The organism is Streptomyces sp. NPDC047917 (genome assembly GCF_043204345.1).
Lineage (GTDB): Bacteria > Actinomycetota > Actinomycetes > Streptomycetales > Streptomycetaceae > Streptomyces > Streptomyces sanglieri.
In genome coordinates this window covers 64874-81820 of record NZ_JBIDCA010000013.1, presented here as the reverse complement: position 1 = coordinate 81820, position 16947 = coordinate 64874, and the positions used below count along the sequence as shown (strand labels likewise).

Sequence of the window (16947 nt, the reverse complement as noted above, 5' to 3'; positions counted from 1 at the left end):
GGTTGCCTCCTGGGCTCAGGTGCGCCGGTAGACGGGCGGGCGCTTCTCGGCGAAGGCGCGGGCGCCCTCCTTGGCGTCTTCGGTCGCGAACACCGGCCAGCCGCGCTTCAGTTCTGCGGCCAGCCCCTCGGTCTCGGTCATCTCGGCGGTCTCGTACACGGAGGCCTTGACGGCCTCGACGGCCAGCGGTCCGCAGGCATTGATCCGCTCGGCGACGGCGAGGGCCTCCTCCAGCGCGGTGCCGTCCGGGACGACCCGGCCGATCAGTCCGATGCCGGCCGCTTCCGCGGCGCTGTACGGGCGTCCGGTGAGGAGCATTTCGAGTGCGTGCGTCCGGGCGATCTGGCGCGGCAGCCGGACCGTGGAACCGCCGATGGGGAAGAGGCCGCGCTGCACTTCGAAGAGCCCGAAGGTGGCGCCCGCTCCGGCGATCCGGATGTCGGTGCCCTGGAGGATCTCGGTGCCGCCCGCGACGCAGTGGCCCTCCACGGCGGCGATGACCGGTTTGCGGGGGCGGTGGTGGCGCAGCATCGCCTTCCAGTGCAGATCGGGGTCGGCGGTCATCCGGTCCCGGTACCGCTCGCCCTCCATTCCCTTGCCCGCCAGGGCCTTGAGGTCCATGCCCGCGCAGAAGCAGCCGCCCGCGCCGGTGAGGATCACCGAGCGGATCGTGTCGTCCTCGTCCGCCGCCAGCCAGCCGTCGTGGAGCCCGACCAGCATCGGCAGCGACAGGGCGTTCTTCGCCTCCGGCCTGTTCAGCGTGAGCACCAGTGTGGCGCCCTCGCGCCGCACGACGAGGTGTTCCGTACCACCCATTGTCCGCCTCCCGTCTAAAGACCTAGAACAGGTTGCAGTAGGTGGTGGCCCAGTTCAATAGTTTTCTGACAGCTAGTCAGATTTCTTCGACGGCACCCTTCCCAGTTGCGCCTCCCGGCGCTCTAATGACCGCCGGGCCAGTCAGCTTCCGGGGTCAGGAGGAACGGTGGAGTACAACCTTGCCGACCTGTTCGAGTCGGTCGTCGACGCGGTTGGGGAACGCGAGGCGCTCGTCTACCTCGACCATCCCGGCACGGGGGCGGAGCGACGGCTGACGTACGCGGAGCTGGACGCGGCCGCCAACCGCCTGGCCCACCACCTGATCGAGGCGGGCATCGCCCCGGGCGAGCACCTGGGGCTGCACCTCTACAACGGGGTGGAGTACCTCCAGACCGTGCTGGCCTGCCTGAAGGCCCGCATCGTTCCGGTCAATGTGAACTACCGTTACGTGGAAGAGGAGTTAATCTACCTCTACCGTGACGCCGATCTCGCCGCACTGGTCTTCGACGCCGAGTTCGACGAGCGGGTCGCGGCCGCCGCGCCGAAGGCGCCGGGCCTGCGTCATCTCGTGCGGGTGGGGGTGCCGGAGGCGGGTGTCCGTGGTCCGGACGCGGTCTCCTTCACGGACGCGGAGGCGGCCGGCAGCGCGGAGCGCGGGTTCCCACCGCGCTCGGCCGACGACCAGTTCATCATCTACACCGGCGGCACCACCGGAATGCCCAAGGGTGTGATGTGGCGGCAGGAGGACCTCTTCTTCTCCGGCCTCGGCGGGGGCGCGCCGACCGGTGAGCCGGTGAAATCACCGCAGGAGCTGGCCGAGCGGGTCGCCGCGGGCGGCGACGGGATCACCTTCTTCCCCACTCCCCCGCTGATGCACGGCACCTCGACGCTCACCGCCTTCATCGGCTTCAACTTCGGGCAGCGGGTCGTGGTCCACCGCAAGTTCGTACCGCACGAGGTGCTCCGTACGATCGAGAAGGAGAAGGTCACCAGTGTGTCGCTGGTGGGCGACGCGATGCTGCGGCCGCTGATCGACGCGCTGAAGGGCCCGCTGAAGGGCACCGACTGCTCGTCGATGTTCTCGGTGTCCAGTTCGGGCGCGATCATGTCGGACTCGGTGCGCGCGGAGTTCCAGGAACTGGTGCCGACAGTGATGCTGCTGAACAACTTCGGCTCCTCGGAGTCCGGGTTCAACGGCACGGCGACGGCCGACTCGGGCCCGGAGAACGGGTTCCGGCTCCGGGTCAACTCCCGTACGGCGGTGGTCGATCCGACGACGTACGAGCCGGTGGCCCCGGGTGAACCGGGACGGATCGCCCAGCGCGGGCACGTGCCGCTCGGCTACTACAACGACCCCGGCAAGACCGCGGAGACCTTCTTCCGGCGGGGCGAGGAGCGATGGGTCCTGCTCGGGGACATGGCGACGGTCGACGAGGAGGGCATCGTCACGGTCCTCGGCCGCGGCTCGCAGTGCATCAACACCGGGGGCGAGAAGGTGTACCCCGAGGAGGTCGAGCAGGCGCTCAAGGCCCACCCGGACGTGTACGACGTACTGGTCGCCGCGGTGCCCGACGAGCGGTGGGGCAACCGTGTCGCCGCGGTGGTGCAGCTGCGCGAGGGAGCGGCCGAGCCCTCGCTCGACGATCTCCAGACCCACTGCCGGACCCGGCTGGCGGGCTACAAGATCCCCCGCCGGCTGGTGATCGCCCACCGGATCCAGCGCTCGCCGAGCGGCAAGGCCGACTACCGCTGGGCCCGCTCGGTCGTCGCGCCCGGGCCCGAAGCCGGGGAATGAGGGCGGGCCCGGCCGCGCGGGCGGACCGGGCCCGGGTCACCGAGCGGCGGAGCCCGCGTCACCCGTTCGGGCACGCTGCGGACCCATCCGCTCACCCTATGTGGCAACGGGGGGAGATCGCCCATAGTTTCGGCTCATGAAGAAACGAAACATCAGGGCTTTTGTCCCGATCTTGGCTCTATCAGCTGCTGGGTGCGGAATGTCCTCCGCCTCGGCCACGGATTCGCACGAGGTCCGTCCGGGCGAGTCGATCCAGAAAGCGGTGGACGCCGCCCAGCCGGGTGACACCATCGTCCTGCTGCCCGGCACGTACCGGGAGAGCGTCCTGGTCACCAAGCCCGAACTGACCCTGCGCGGCTCCGGCAGCAGGACCGTGATCCGGCCGGCCGAGGCGGGCACCAAGGCCACCGACGCCTGCGCGAAGGCCGGCAGCGGAATCTGCGTCCAGGGCCGCTCGGGCAAGACCGTGGACGGCGTCCGCGTGGAATCGCTGACCCTGTCCGGGTTCAAGAAGAACGGCGTCTGGGCCTCCTGGACCGACCGGCTGACCGTCCACCGCGTCACCTCCGAGCACAACGGTGTCTGGGGCATCGCCCAGGAGCGCTCCACCCGCGGCGCGTTCATCGGCAACACCGCCCGTGCCAACGGCGACGCCGGCATCTTCGTCGCGAACACCGTCGACAAGGAGGGCGGCGCCACCGACACCCGGGGCACCGAGGTCCGGGACAACGCGCTGAAGGACAACCGGATCGGATTCACCGCCAGACGGGTCCGGAACCTGTCGGTCCACGACAACACGGTCTCCGGCAACTGCACCGGTGTGTTCGTCGTGGGCGACGAGGGAAAGCCGCAGGCCGGCGCCATGACGATCGAGTCCAACAACATCACCGGCAACAACAAGTTCTGCTCCGCGACCGAACGGCTGTCGGCCATCCAGGGCTCCGGCCTCGTGCTCACCGGCGCCGCGGACACCAAGGTCCGCTCGAACACCATCCGCGACAACTCCGGCACCACTCCGATGTCCGGCGGCGTCGTCCTGTTCAAGAGCTTCGTGGGCACGAAGAACACCGGCAACACCATCAGCGGCAACGTCGTGCTCGGCAACAAGCCGGCCGACCTCGCCAATGGGGACACCGGCAAGGGCAACACCTTCACCGACAACGTCTGCGCCAAGTCCGCACCGACCGGCATGTGCTGAGTGGTGCACCCCCGCACGAGGAGAAGCGAAACAGCATGACCACTGTGAGCCCCAACCCCACCCCCTCCCCCGTACACGCCGCCCTCCCGCACCCCGTCACTCCCCCGCAGCCGGCCATGCAACTGCGTGAGCTGGTCTTCGGCGCGGCCCGGGCCGCCGCCGTGCGCGCCGCCGCCCGTCTGGGCGTCGCCGACGCGCTGGGCGAGACGCCCGCCTCCGCGCAGGAGCTCGCGGCGCTGGTGAAGGCCGAGCCCGCGCCGCTGCGGCGGCTGCTGCGCGCCCTGGCCTGCTACGGGATCTTCACCGAGACCCCGGACGGGGAGTTCGCCCACACGGAGATGTCGCGCCTGCTGCGCAAGGACGACCCCCACAGCCTGCGCGACATCTCGCTGTGGTGCACCGAGCCCTGGACCTGGGACGTCTGGCCGCGCCTCGACGACGCCGTACGCACCGGCAAGAGCGTCTTCGCGGACGTGCACGGCAAGGGGTTCTTCGACTACCTCCACCAGGAGGCCCACGAGTCCGCGCAGATCTTCAACCGTGCGATGACCACCTCCAGCATGCAGTCCGCGCTGGACGTCGCCGAACTCCTCGACCTCGCCGGGGTCTCCACGGTCGCCGACATCGGCGGCGGCCAGGGGCACGTGCTGGCGAGCCTGCTGGAGAAGCACCCGTCGCTGCACGGCACGCTGATGGACCTGCCGGGCGTGGTGGCCCGGGCCGACGCGCGGCTGCGGGACGAGGGCGCGCTCGTCGACCGGACCCGGATCGTCGCCGGGGACTGCCGCGAGGCCATCCCCGTCCAGGCCGATCTCTACATCATCAAGAACATCCTGGAGTGGGACGACGAGAGCACCCGCCGGACGCTGCGCAACATCGTCGCCGCGGCCCGTCCGGGCGCCCGGGTCGTCGTCATCGAGAACCTCGTCGACGACACCCCCTCGATGCGGTTCACCACCGCGATGGACCTGCTGCTGCTCCTGAACGTCGGCGGCGCCAAGCACACCCGGGAGAGCCTGGTCACCCGGATCTCGGACGCCGGGCTGCTGATCGGCGACATCGTCGCGGTCAACCCCTACCTGCACGCCTTCGAGTGCGTGGTCCCCGACTGACCCTTCCTCCCCGGGCACGCGAATCGCCCCGGGTTCGGCCGAAGGGCCGGACCCGGGGCGATCGTCCGTCTCAGGCGGGGGTGCCGCGCTCCCACCGGTAGAACTCGTGGGCCATGGCGTCCTTGGGGCTCCGCCAGGTCTGCGGGTCGTACGCGCTGACGTAGGCGGTGAGCTTGTCGCTGATGTCCTTGAACTCGGGGTGCTGCGTCACCTTCGCGATCTCGGGGCCCGGCGGCTGCTCCGACTCGATCAGATGCAGGTACACATCGCCGAACTGGAACAGCTTGCGCCTGGTCACACCGACGAGGTGGGGCAGTTCGCCGCTGTCGGAGGCCGCGAACAGTTCGGCGATGTCCGGCGCCGAACCCGGTGCCATCCGGGCGACGATCAGAGCATGGTGCATCGGGAGATGCCTTTCTGGTTCCCGGCCCGGCACCCGGCCCTGGGGCGGGGTGCCGGGCCGTGGGCGGACGGCGGGTCAGCGGGCCCCGACCGGGGCGGTGCGGCGCTCCCGGTCGCGCTGCTCGATCTTGTCCCGGATCAGCTCCATCTGGACCTTGGAGTTGCGGTTGATGTTGTCGGTCATCCAGGCGTCGTCGACGGGGGCGTCGGGACGCATCGCGAAGTCCTGGGTCCAGTGCATCCTGGTGCCGCCGGGCACCTCCGAGTACTCCCAGCGGATGTTCATGTGCTGGAACGGACCGGGCTCGACACGACGGGCGCGGACCGTGCGCCCGGCACGGTCCACGGTCCGCTCGGAGACCCAGCTCCACACCTTGTCGTTCTCGTCGGGGTGCATCGTCAGCCGGAAGGTGGTGCTGTCGCCGTCCCGCTCGATGATCTCCACCGCGGCGTACTCGCTGAACAGTCGCGGCCAGTTCTCCAGATCGTTCGTCACGTCCCAGACCAGGTCCAGGGGGGCGGCGATGGTGATCTCGTTCTCGGTGTGTCCGGGCACGTCAGGCTCCTGTCATGAGGCTGTTGTTGACGAGGTCGAGAAATTCCTGGGGGGTCTTGCAGCGGTCGGCGTCGGCCGGCAGCGCCCGGCCGTGCCGGTTCTCCAGCACGCCGACGATGCCGAGCAGGCCCAGCGAGTCCAGGCCGTACTCGTCGAAGGCCGAACCGGGCCGCTGCTCCATGTCGCGCGGGTCGACGGTGACTCCGGCGCCCTTCTTCATCAGGACGGCGAGTTCCGTGTAGGTCAGTCGGTCGGTCATGAGGACATCTCCTTCTCACGTTCGGGGGTCGGTGGAGCACCGCAGCACGATCGCCGCGTTCGAGCCCATGAGCCCGCGGCTGAGCACCAGCGCCGTCCGCAGTTCGGCGGGGCGGGCGCAGCCGGTGACGACATCGAGGTCGTGGCACACCTCGAAGACGTTCGGTGTGGGCGGTATGAGCGCGTTCTCCATGGAGAGCACCGCGGCGGCCGTGTCCAGCACCGGCGCACCGCAGTAGGCCCGGCCGATCCCGGTCTTGGGCGCCGTCACCGGCACCCGCTTGCCGTGCGCGCCGAGTGCGTCGGCGATCGCCAGCGCCTCGGCGCGGTCGGCCGCGGGTACGCCGAGGGCGTCCGCGAAGACGACGTCGATCTCGTCCGGCGCGCAGTCGGCCTCCCGCAGGGCGCCGATGATCGCCTGGGCGAGGCCCTCCCGGGAGTCCTCCCACCGGGACGCCCCGGTGAACGTCGCGGCGTGCCCGGCGATCTCGGCCCGTACCTTGGCGCCGCGCCGGCGCGCCGACTGCTCCTCCTCGACCACCAGCATGGCGCCGCCCTCGGCCGGCACGAAGCCGCAGGCGTCCGAGGTGAACGGCCGGTAGGCGCGGGTGGGGTCCTCGACGGTGCTCAGGTCCTCGTACCCGAGCTGGCAGACGACCGAGTAGGGCGCCAGCGGGGCCTCCGCCGCGCCGACCACCACCGCCTCGGTGCCGCCGCGGATCGAACGGGCGGCGTGCGCCAGTGCGTCCAGGCCTCCGGCCTCGTCGCTGGCCACGACCGCGCACGGCCCCTTGAAGCCGCCGCGGATCGAGATCTGGCCGGTGCTGGCCGCGTAGAACCAGGCGATGGACTGGTAGGGGCCCACATAACTGGAGCCCTGTCCCCACAGCCGCTGGAGTTCCCGCTGGCCGAATTCGCCGCCGCCGGACCCGGCCGCGGTGACCACGCCGACGTCGAAGGGTGTGTTCTCGTAGTCGGCGCGGCCGAGCCGCGCGTCGTCCAGCGCGATGTCCGCCGCGGCCATCGCGAAGTGCGTGAACTTGTCGGTCTGGACGAGGAAACGCTCCTCGATCAGCTCGACCGCCTCGAACCCCCGCACCTCGCCCGCGACCCGCAGGGGCAGGTGCTCGCAGCCCTCGCGGGTGACCCGGTCAAGGACGCTCATTCCCTCGTGCGTCCGCTTCCAGAAGGCCTCGGTGTTGTTGCCGTTGGGGGCGACCACACCGATGCCGGTGACGACGGTACGCCGGGCTTTGCGGGTTCTCATGGTGTCCTCCCACCTGTTCGGGTCAGGGCCACCGCGGACTGGAAGCCGCCGAAGCCGCTGCCCACCGAGAGGACGCTGCGCAGCTTCATCGGGCGTGCGGTGCGGGGCACGTAGTCGAGGTCGCACTCGGGGTCGGGGCTCTCGTAGTTCGCTGTGGGCGGCACGGTCTGGTGCTCAAGGGCGAGCACGCAGGCCGCGATTTCTATCGCGCCGATCGCCCCCAGCGAGTGGCCGACCATGGATTTGATCGAGCTCATCGGGATGTCGAAGGCATGGGCGCCCAGAGCCCGCTTCACGGCGGCCGTCTCGTGCCGGTCGTTCTGCTTGGTGCCCGAGCCGTGCGCGTTGACGTAGTCGATCTGCGAGCCGTCCATGCGGGCGTGGCCCAGTGCCCGGTTGATCGCCTCGGCCATCTCCAGGCCCTCCGCGGTCAGCCCGGTCATGTGGTAGGCGTTGCCGAAGGTGGCGTAGCCCGCGATCTCGCAGTACACCGTGGCACCGCGGGCCCGGGCGTGTTCCAGCTCCTCCAGGACGAGGACCGCCCCGCCCTCGCCCATCACGAAGCCGTCGCGGCGCGCGTCGAACGGCCGGGAGGCGTGCTCCGCGTCGTCGTTGTTCGCCGAGGTGGCCTTGATCGCGTCGAAGCACGCCACGGTGATCGGGGTGATCGGTGAGTCGGACGCCCCGGCGATGCACACATCGACGCGGCCCTCCTCGATGGACTGGAAGGCGTACCCGATCGCGTCCAGGCCGGAGGTGCAGCCCGTGGAGACGGTCTGCACCGGGCCGTGCGCACCGACCTGCTCGGCGACCGCCGAGGCGAGCGAGCTGGGTGAGAAGGCCCGCTCCAGGTGCGGACCGGCCGGCAGGTGGTCGACGTCCCAGCGCGCACCGCTCTCGCTGACCGCGACGTAGTCGTGCTCCAGCCGGGTGGTGCCGCCGACGGCGGTGCCCAGCGACACCCCCATGCGCCAGGGGTCCACCTTCTCCGGGTCCAGGCCCGCGTCACCGAGGGCCTCCCTGGCCGCCACCATCGCGAACTGGATGTAGCGGTCCGACCGCTCGACGGTGTCGGTGTCCAGCCCGTGCGCCGCCGGGTCGAAGTCGCACTCGGCGGCGATCCGGGAGCGGAAGCCCGCCGGGTCGAAGAGCGTGATGCCCCGGGTCGCGGTGCGTCCGTTCGCGAGGAGGTCCCAGAAGGCCGGTGCGCCGATGCCGCCCGGGGCTACGACGCCGACGCCGGTGACCGCCACGCGGCGGGTCATGAGGCGGCCTCCGTTCGTTCCGGAGGCGCGACGCGGTCGGCGGATTCGGTGTGCTCGGTGTCGACGTGGCCGAGCTCCGGGCGCGGGGCGAGCGGGCCGAGGTGGAAGACCATGCGGGCCTCGACATCGCCCACGTTGCGGAATCGGTGACGTACATGGGGAGGGATCAGCAGGCCCTGGTCGGGCCGCATCCGGTGCGGTTCACCGTCCAGATCCACTTCCAGCAGTCCGTTCACGACGTACACGAACTCCTCGGAGTACGGGTGGTAGTGCTCGCCGATGCGGTCGCCGGGCTGAACGATCGCCAGCCCCATGAAGCCGCTGGTGGCTCCCACCGCCGTCGGGGTGAGCAGGGCACGAAGGTCTCCTCCACGCCTGCGGTTGGGCTGCGTCTCACTGAGGTCCACGATGCGTGGCCGGTGCATGGTCATGACTGCTTTCCTCCTGGCGCATTGCGCGTTGTAATGACGGGTTGAGCGAGAACCCCCCAGGGTGCGGATGCGCGGTTCAGGACTCCAAGGCCCGCCGATCTGTGATCAGGGTCATCTCGGACTGCCCGAGGAAGCGCGAGATGCTCTGCTCGTCCGTGGGCACGGCGTTGTCGCCGTCGTCGAGGAGACGCCCGAGCCTGGCCACCTTGCCGGCGCCGTCGATGCCCACCGCCTGGGCGGGCTGTGCGTCGATGGGTTCGACCGCTTCGAGCAGACGGACGACGACGTCGTCACGCTGGAAGATGGTGCTGCTGTCGATGATGCTCGCCGGGTCGTCGGCCGCCTCCTCGTCGTGCTCGGCCAGGAGCCGGGCGAGTGCCATGCCGCAGCCTTCTTTGGCCTGGTAGAAGAGCGCGTGCCGGCGGACGTCCTCGGCCTTGTGCCGGCCGGCGGTGACGTGATGGACGGTGGGGAGCGCCGCCCGGGTGAAGAACATCCGGGCGGAGTCCGGGTCGCTGAGGTCCCGGTCCTGCTCCAGGTACGGGTTGATCGCCTCCTCGACGGCCCTGACCTCGGGCTGCCGGGCGACGTGACGCAGTGCGGCGAGCAGGTCGCCCTCGACCTCGACGGCCCGCACGACGCGGTTTCCGTGCATGAAGAGCGAGGTGCGGCGCAGTCGGGTGTCCTCGTCGACCCGTGCGTTGGGGGAGTCGTAGTCGGCGAGGATCTTCGCCACGATGTCCTCGGTGCCCGGCTTGACGGTGAAGGTGAGCGCGTGGCGCACCACTCCGTCGCCCAGGCGCGGGGACGCCTGGAGGCGGCCCTTGGCCGGCTCGGGCGTCATCTCGAAGGCCCTCCCGGTCTCCCGCAGCACACTGAAGCGCAGCGAGCGGGTGTCGCGCACGCAGTTGTGCAGCGGCTGGACGGTCGCCACGTGCTCCTCGCTGTTCACCCAGGCGAGGAACGGGGGCGCGCTGTCCCACTCACTGGTGATCAGCCACTGGGAAGGGTTCTCGATGGACTGGCACAGCTGGTCGCTGATGTGCCCGGGGACGGATGCCACCTGATTGCGCAGGTGTTCGTACGCCTCCAGGAACTCCTTCTGGGCCCCGTCGTAGAGGTCCAGCAGCAGCACGACACGCAGCCGGGAACCGTCGAAGGCGGACTGGGAGATCCGTTCCGAGAGGGTGGTGGTCATCTTTCGATCTCCTTCGAGACGGTTTCGTGATCGAGCCGGGTGGCAGGCCGTCAACCGTCGGTTGGCGAGTGGATTCGGAGCGGGGACTCTCCCGGCGGATGTGATTGGTCCGCCCCCATGACCGCGGGCGTCGTCTCCGTGACCGATCGTGAAACGCTGGTCCGGGTGGCGCGAGATTTATGAACCGTTCAGGTGAGCGGGCGTCCGAACCGCTCTCACCAGGGCATTGAACAATGCATCCGAACAGCGTCCGAGCTGGAGCAACTGATGAACGAGAACGTCGACATTCGCGTACCGGTCCTCATCGTGGGCGGCTCCCTGGTGGGTCTGTCCGCCTCCCTGTTCCTCGGCCGGCTCGGCATCGAGCACCTGCTGGTCGAGAAACACCGGGCCACCTCGACACACCCGCGCGGCCGCGGCAACAACGTCCGCACGATGGAGGTGTTCCGTACGGCGGGCGCCGAGGCGGGCATCCGGCAGGCGGCGTCGGTCCTCGCCGACAACCACGGCATCCTGCAAGCCGGTTCGCTCACCGGGGACGACCAGGAGTGGCTGTTCAAGGAGATCGACCCGGGGGGCGGGATCGCCCGGTTCAGCCCGACCGGATGGTGCCTGTGCAGCCAGAACGATCTGGAGCCGGTGCTGCTGAAACAGGCCCGGGAGCAGGGCGGTGACCTGCGGTTCTCCACCGAGATGCAGAGCTTCGACCAGGACCCGGCAGGGGTGGACGCGGCGCTGAAGAACCGGGAGACCGGCGAGCACATCAGTGTGCGCGCGGACTACCTGATCGCGGCGGACGGGCCGCGCAGCCCCATCCGCGACCAGCTGCGCATCGACCGTACGGGCCCCGGAGACCTGTTCCACAACGTCAGCATCACCTTCCGCTCCCGGCAGCTCGCCGATGTGCTGGGCGACCGGCGGTTCATCGTCTGCTATCTCACCAACCCCGAGGCGGACGGTGCCCTGTTGCCGGTCGACAACAAGAAGGAGTGGGTTTTCCACGCTCCGTGGAAGCCCCAACTCGGGGAAACCCTGGAGGACTTCACCGACGAGCGGTGTGCCGAGCACATCCGTACCGCGGTCGGCGCCGCGGACATCGACGTCGAGATCACCGGCAAGGCGCCGTGGCACGCCGCTGAGCGGGTGGCCGAGCGGTACTCCTCGGGCCGGGTCTTCCTCGCCGGTGACTCGGCGCACGAGATGTCCCCGACCGGGGCGTTCGGATCCAACACCGGCATCCAGGACGCGCACAACCTGGCGTGGAAGCTCGCCGCCGTGCTCAAGGGCGAGGCGGGCCCCGGCCTGCTGGACACCTACGAGGCGGAGCGGCTGCCGGTGGCCCGGGCGACGAGCGCACGGGCTTCGGCGCGCTCCGGCGAGCACAGCCACCCGGGGTACTCGGCGGCTCCGGGCGTGGGCGGCGGGAAGCAGGGCGGCATGCTCAGTGTGGCGTTGTGCTACCGCTATGTCCGCGGCGCGGTGCTGGACACCGATCCCGAGCAGCCGGTGGTGCCGCGGGGAGTGCAGTTGAACGGTGAACCGGGTAGTCGCGCGCCGCATCTGTGGGTCCATCAGGACGGTGAGCGCAAGTCCACGCTGGATCTGTACGAGCAGACACTGGTGTTGCTCACCGACGGTGCGGACGTGGCGTGGCGGCGGGCGGCGGCGCGGGTCGCCGACCGGCTCCAGGTACGGCTCCAGGCGTACGGGATCGGCCCGGGCGCCGATCTGGAGCCGGAGAACGGCGCGGACTGGGCCGAGCTCCACGGGACGACGGCCCAGGGTGCGGTGCTGGTGCGCCCCGACGGTTTCGTGGCCTGGCGGTCGACGGGCCCCGCGGCGGATGCCGAGAGCACCCTCCACGAGGTCCTGACCACCCTGCTGCACCGCTCCTGACGCGCCGGCGCCCGCGGCACACTCAGGACAGGCCGAACGCCCTCAGTTCCGCGAGGAATTCTTCCGGCCGGTCGGTATGTACGAGGTGCCCGGCGTCGATGGTGACGAACCGGCCGTCCGGTATGCGCCCCGCCAGCCGGACCAGCTCCTCCTGGGCGATCTGGCTGGTGGGGCCGCCGCCGATGACGAGGGTCGGAGCGGTGATCCCGCCGAGCCGTTCCGACCAGTCGGGATCCGGTGCGTTCAGCTGGGCGTCGGTCGACGGCACCACCGGCCAGTCGAAGTCGAGTTCCCCGCCCGGCCGTTCGGCGCGGGCGCGCGGTGGATCGAGCGGGAACGGCGGCGGCATCTCCTCCAGGACGAGCCTGCCGATCAGCCCGGGTTCACGTGCGGCGAGCAGACAGGCGGCAGCGGCGCCCATGGAATGCCCGATCACGGTGGCTCCGGCCAGGTTGCGGGCCTCCAGAAAGGCGTGCAGATCGTCCCGGAACAGCTCGAAGGAGTAGCGGCCGGGCCAGTCGCTGAGCCCGTGGCCGCGGAAGTCGAAGGCGTACACCCGGTGTTCGGCCGCGAGGCGTTCGGCGATCGGGATCCAGGTGCGGCTGTCGCCGCAGCGGCCGTGGGCGAGCACGACGGGCGGCGCCGACGGATCCCCCCACACCCGGTGGGCGAGCCTGGTGCCGCCGGCCTGCACACTGTGCACTTCCGGGTCGAGGAAGGCCGCCACGGCACGGACGAAGGCGCCCGGGTCGTCCAGCCAGGGAAAGTGCGCGGCGCCGCGCTGCACGACGAATTCGGCGTCCGGGAAGAGCGCGACCAGTTCGGCGGCCCGGTCCGGAGTCGGTCCCGCGTCGTACTCCCCGGCGAGGACGAGGACCGGCGCGGTGACCGCGGCCAGGGCGGCTTTCGTGGCGGCCGGGTCGAAGACGCCGTCCTGGTAGAACACGGCTGCGGCAGCCGAGTTGGTCTGTCCGGGGCCCGCCGCGGCGTGGGCCCGGGCGGTCTCGTCCCAGCGGCCGTAGGCGAACGGTGCGACAGCGGCCCGGTCCGAGGCGCGGCCCGCGAGAAAGCCGTCCAGGGCCGCACGTGCGTCCGCGAACCACGGTTCACCGCGGCGGAGTTCGCTCGCTTCGCGCCAGTCCCCGTCGGTGACCTCGATGCCCACGGCCCGGGTGCCGGGGGTGACGAGTGTGAGGGTGCGCAGCCGCTGCGGGTGCCGGGCCGCGTACAGCGAGGCCAGGTTCCCGGACGCCGAGTGGGCGAGCAGGTCGATGCGCTCCTCGCCGAGGTGTTCCCGCAGCGCCTCGATGTCGTCGGTCAGCCGGTCGCAACGGTAGCTCGTCGGGTCCTCGGGTGCCGCGGAGTCTCCGCTGCCGCGCAGATCGAGCACCACGAGCTGCCGGCGGGCACGGAGTCCGCCGAGGTCCCCCAGGTACGCACCGGCCCTCATCGGTCCGCCGGGCAGACAGATCAGCGGTGCGCCCTTCCCCAGAAGGCGGTAGGCGAGTTCGGTCCCGTCGTGTGCGTGGAAGATCGGCATGCCCGTCATCCAAACAGCGTCCGAGCGGCGGCGCAGCCGTGTTCGGTACGAGCGAAGCCGCGATGTGGATCAGCTCCGTCTCCCCTCTTGCCATCGGACGGAACATACTGAATTACTGCTACCGAAAGATCGACCGAATGATCGGTCGCCTGCTCGGGAGAGGGAGACCCGGATGACGCCCCTGCTGGACGAGGCGGAACGGCTGGGCCGGGACGAGCTGGAGGCACTCCAGCTGGAGCGGCTGCGGGCCACCCTGCACCATGCGTACGAGAACGTCGGCCACTACCGGGCGGCGTTCGACCGGGCCGGGCTGCGCCCGGACGACTGCCGCACGCTCGCCGATCTCGCCCGCTTCCCCTTCACGACCAAGGCCGACCTGCGGGACAACTACCCCTTCGGCATGTTCGCCGTCCCCGAGGAACAGGTGAGCCGGATCCACGCGTCCAGCGGGACGACGGGCCGCCCGACCGTCGTCGGCTACACCCGTCGGGACCTGGACACCTGGGCCGACATGGTGGCCCGCTCCATCCGGGCCGCCGGCGGGCGCCCCGGGCAGAAGGTCCATGTCGCGTACGGGTACGGGCTGTTCACCGGCGGGCTGGGCGCGCACTACGGGGCGGAACGGCTCGGCTGCACGGTCATCCCCGCCTCCGGCGGCATGACCGCCCGCCAGGTCCGGCTGATCCAGGATTTCCGCCCCGAGATCATCATGGTGACCCCGTCGTACATGCTGACCCTCCTCGACGAGTTCGAACGGCAGGGGGTCGATCCGCGGTCGACCGCCCTGAAGGTCGGGATCTTCGGCGCCGAACCGTGGACGCAGGAGATGCGGCGCGAGATCGAGGAGCGCTTCGCGATCGACGCGGTCGACATCTACGGGCTCTCGGAGGTGATGGGGCCGGGCGTGGCGCAGGAGTGCGTCGAGACGAAGGACGGGCTGCACATCTGGGAGGACCACTTCTATCCGGAGGTCGTCGACCCGTTCACCGGTGAGGTGCTGCCCGAGGGCGAGGAGGGCGAGCTGGTCTTCACCTCGCTGACCAAGGAGGCCATGCCGGTGATCCGCTACCGGACGCGGGACCTGACCCGGCTGCTGCCGGGCACGGCGCGGGTGTTCCGGCGGATGGAGAAGGTGACCGGGCGCAGCGACGATCTGGTCATCCTGCGCGGTGTGAACCTCTTCCCGACGCAGATCGAGGAGATCGTGCTGCGCACCCCGGGGGTGGCCCCGCACTTCCAGCTGCGGCTGACCCGCGAGGGCCGTCTCGACGCGCTGACGGTGCGGGCGGAGGCACGCGCGGAGGCCACCTCGCAGCAGCGGGCGGCGGCCGCGGCGTCGATCACGGCGGCCGTCAAGGACGGGATCGGGGTGTCGGTCGGGGTCGAGATCGTCGATCCGCAGACGCTGGAGCGGTCGGTCGGCAAGTTCCGGCGGATCGTGGACGAGCGCGACGGGGCCGGGGCTCCGGAGTGACGGGCCGGCCGGCCCCGCCCGCCGCTCCTTCGCCGACCGCCCCGGGACGCGGAGGCGGTCGGCGAGCCGGTCGCGCAGGCGGCCGGCAGACTATGCGAACCGGTCGCGCAGCTCCCGCTTGAGGATCTTCCCGCTGGCGTTGCGCGGGAGCTCGTCCACGAAGAGGACCTTCTTCGGGGCCTTGAAATGGGCGAGCCGTGCGCGGGCGTGCTCGATGAGTTCGGCCGCGGTCGCGTCGCCGCGCAGCACCACGACGGCTGTGACGGCTTCGATCCAGCGCTCGTCGGGCAGTCCGACGACTGCGGCCTCGGCGACGGCGGGGTGGGTGTAGAGGGCGTCCTCGACCTGCCGGGAGGCGACCAGGACGCCACCGGAGTTGATGACGTCCTTGACCCGGTCGACGACAGTGAGGAAGCCCTCGGCGTCGCGCACCGCGAGGTCGCCGGAGTGGAACCAGCCGTCGCGGAAGGCCTCCGCGGTCTCCCCGGGCTTGTCCCAGTAGCCCTCACACAACTGGGGTGAGCGGTAGACCACTTCGCCGGCCGTGCCGTCGGGGACCTCCTTGCCGTTCTCGTCGACGACCCGGGCCTCGACGAAGAGCACGGGCCTGCCGCAGGAGTCCATCCGGCCCTCGTGCTCGTCCGGTCCGAGGACGGTGGCGAGCGGGCCGATCTCGCTCTGCCCGAAGCAGTTGTAGAAGGCGAGCGCGGGCAGCCGCTCACGGAGCCGTTCCAGCACGGGTACGGGCATGATCGACGCGCCGTAGTACGCCTTGCGCAGACCGCCGAGTTCCCGGGTGGTGAAGCCGGGGTGCCGGGAGATGCCGATCCAGACGGTCGGCGGGGCGAAGACGCTGTCGGCCTGCCCGCTCTCGACGAGGTCGAAGATCCGGTCGGCGTCGGGCGCGTCGAGGATGGTGTTCTGCGCCCCGACCGCGAGGTAGGGCAGCAGGAAGACGTGCATCTGCGCGGAGTGGTAGAGCGGCAGCGAGTGGACGGGCCGGTCGGTGGCCCGCAGGTCGAGTGCCGTGATCGCGCTGACGTACTCGTGCACCAGTGCGCCGTGGGTCATCATCGCGCCCTTGGGCAGGGCGGTGGTGCCCGAGGTGTAGAGCAGCTGGACGAGGTCCGTCGCGCCCGGTTCCCACTCCGGGACGAAGGGGCGGGGGGTGGCGGTCGCCGCCAGCAGTGAGTCCGGTGCGTCGCGCAGCGGGCGTACGGGGAACGCCGTCGGAATCCGGTCGGCGAGGTCCGGGTCGGTGAGGACGAGGGCGCTGCCGGACTGTTCGAGGATGTACGTGAGGTCGTCGCCGGTGAGGTTCTGGTTGACCGGTACGTGGACCAGGCCCGCGCGGGCGCAGCCGAGGTAGCCGATCAGATACGCGTCGGAGTTGTGCGCGTAGCAGGCGACCCGGTCGCCGGGGCGCAGTCCGTGCTCGCCGCCGAGGACGGCGGCCGCGGTACTGACGGCCGCGTCGAGCTCCGCGTACGTCCAGGTCCTGTCCGCGTACCGCAGGGCGGTGCGGTCGGGGGTGCGCCGGGCGCTGCGGGCCACGACTCCGTCGACTGTGCTGCTCCGTACACCTGTCATGGCGTGATCCTGTGCGGCTGGCACCCGGGGGTCAAGTGGCCTGATGGCGGTGTGGAAGTTGACAGGGGCGCCCGGGTGCTGGCTGAGTGGCGCGTGGCGGTCCGAACCATCGGGCAACCGCCTTACACAACCGCGCAGTTGGGAGATCC

Annotated in this window: 15 protein-coding genes; 5 read left to right on the top strand and 10 right to left on the bottom strand. The window is 70.6% G+C overall.

Going from position 1 to position 16947, the window contains the following annotated elements:
* Nucleotides 1-15 precede the first annotated feature (15 nt).
* Nucleotides 16-816 (bottom strand): crotonase/enoyl-CoA hydratase family protein, encoded by an 801-nt coding sequence (locus tag ACGF8B_RS29990; protein ID WP_392744826.1) that lies wholly within the window; start codon nt 814-816, stop codon nt 16-18.
* Nucleotides 817-982: 166 nt separating this feature from the next.
* On the opposite strand from ACGF8B_RS29990, the gene ACGF8B_RS29985 reads away from it, so the two are divergent.
* From ACGF8B_RS29985 to ACGF8B_RS29975, 3 genes are all read left to right on the top strand, one after another.
* On the top strand, nt 983-2611 hold the full coding sequence (locus ACGF8B_RS29985; protein WP_392744823.1) for an acyl-CoA synthetase: 1629 nt from the start codon (nt 983-985) through the stop codon (nt 2609-2611).
* Between the two features lie 136 nt (nt 2612-2747).
* A complete protein-coding gene (locus ACGF8B_RS29980) occupies nt 2748-3809 on the top strand; it encodes a nitrous oxide reductase family maturation protein NosD (protein ID WP_392744821.1) in 1062 nt (353 codons plus the stop codon).
* A 35-nt stretch (nt 3810-3844) separates the two neighbouring features.
* Nucleotides 3845-4921, top strand: coding sequence for a methyltransferase (locus ACGF8B_RS29975; protein ID WP_392744819.1), 1077 nt, complete (start codon nt 3845-3847; stop codon nt 4919-4921).
* 70 nt (nt 4922-4991) lie between these two features.
* On the opposite strand, the gene ACGF8B_RS29970 is transcribed toward ACGF8B_RS29975, so the two are convergent.
* The 7 genes from ACGF8B_RS29970 to ACGF8B_RS29940 form a co-directional block, all read right to left on the bottom strand.
* Entirely contained in the window at nt 4992-5324 is a 333-nt protein-coding gene (locus ACGF8B_RS29970) for a TcmI family type II polyketide cyclase (protein WP_259928070.1), read from the bottom strand.
* Between the two features lie 75 nt (nt 5325-5399).
* A complete protein-coding gene (locus ACGF8B_RS29965; RefSeq protein WP_392744816.1) occupies nt 5400-5879 on the bottom strand; it encodes an SRPBCC family protein in 480 nt (159 codons plus the stop codon).
* A gap of 1 nt (nt 5880) precedes the next feature.
* Nucleotides 5881-6138, bottom strand: a complete 258-nt coding sequence (locus tag ACGF8B_RS29960; RefSeq protein WP_072484754.1) for an acyl carrier protein — start codon at nt 6136-6138, stop codon at nt 5881-5883.
* Nucleotides 6139-6153: 15 nt separating this feature from the next.
* Nucleotides 6154-7404 carry a ketosynthase chain-length factor gene (locus ACGF8B_RS29955; protein ID WP_392744814.1) on the bottom strand — a complete coding sequence of 417 codons (1251 nt, stop codon included), beginning with the start codon at nt 7402-7404 and terminating at the stop codon, nt 6154-6156.
* Nucleotides 7401-8669, bottom strand: a complete 1269-nt coding sequence (locus ACGF8B_RS29950) for a beta-ketoacyl-[acyl-carrier-protein] synthase family protein (protein WP_392744811.1) — start codon at nt 8667-8669, stop codon at nt 7401-7403. The genes ACGF8B_RS29955 and ACGF8B_RS29950 overlap by 4 nt, the downstream gene beginning before the upstream one ends.
* On the bottom strand, nt 8666-9100 hold the full coding sequence (locus ACGF8B_RS29945) for a cupin domain-containing protein (RefSeq protein ID WP_124721962.1): 435 nt from the start codon (nt 9098-9100) through the stop codon (nt 8666-8668). Before ACGF8B_RS29945 ends, ACGF8B_RS29950 begins: the two co-directional genes overlap by 4 nt.
* Nucleotides 9101-9176: 76 nt before the next feature.
* Entirely contained in the window at nt 9177-10298 is a 1122-nt protein-coding gene (locus ACGF8B_RS29940) for a SchA/CurD-like domain-containing protein (RefSeq protein ID WP_392744808.1), read from the bottom strand.
* A gap of 267 nt (nt 10299-10565) precedes the next feature.
* On the opposite strand from ACGF8B_RS29940, the gene ACGF8B_RS29935 reads away from it, so the two are divergent.
* Nucleotides 10566-12194: an FAD-dependent oxidoreductase gene (locus ACGF8B_RS29935; RefSeq protein ID WP_392744805.1), complete on the top strand. Its 1629-nt coding sequence runs from the start codon at nt 10566-10568 to the stop codon at nt 12192-12194.
* A 22-nt stretch (nt 12195-12216) separates the two neighbouring features.
* Here ACGF8B_RS29935 and ACGF8B_RS29930 read toward each other — a convergent pair whose 3' ends face one another.
* Nucleotides 12217-13734: an alpha/beta fold hydrolase gene (locus tag ACGF8B_RS29930; protein WP_392745293.1), complete on the bottom strand. Its 1518-nt coding sequence runs from the start codon at nt 13732-13734 to the stop codon at nt 12217-12219.
* A gap of 172 nt (nt 13735-13906) precedes the next feature.
* Here ACGF8B_RS29930 and paaK point away from each other — a divergent pair, with 172 nt between their 5' ends.
* Nucleotides 13907-15208, top strand: a complete 1302-nt coding sequence (paaK, locus tag ACGF8B_RS29925; protein WP_392744802.1) for a phenylacetate--CoA ligase PaaK — start codon at nt 13907-13909, stop codon at nt 15206-15208.
* A gap of 90 nt (nt 15209-15298) precedes the next feature.
* Here paaK and ACGF8B_RS29920 read toward each other — a convergent pair whose 3' ends face one another.
* Nucleotides 15299-16798, bottom strand: coding sequence for an acyl-CoA synthetase (locus ACGF8B_RS29920; RefSeq protein ID WP_392744799.1), 1500 nt, complete (start codon nt 16796-16798; stop codon nt 15299-15301).
* Between the last annotated feature and the right edge of the window lie 149 nt (nt 16799-16947).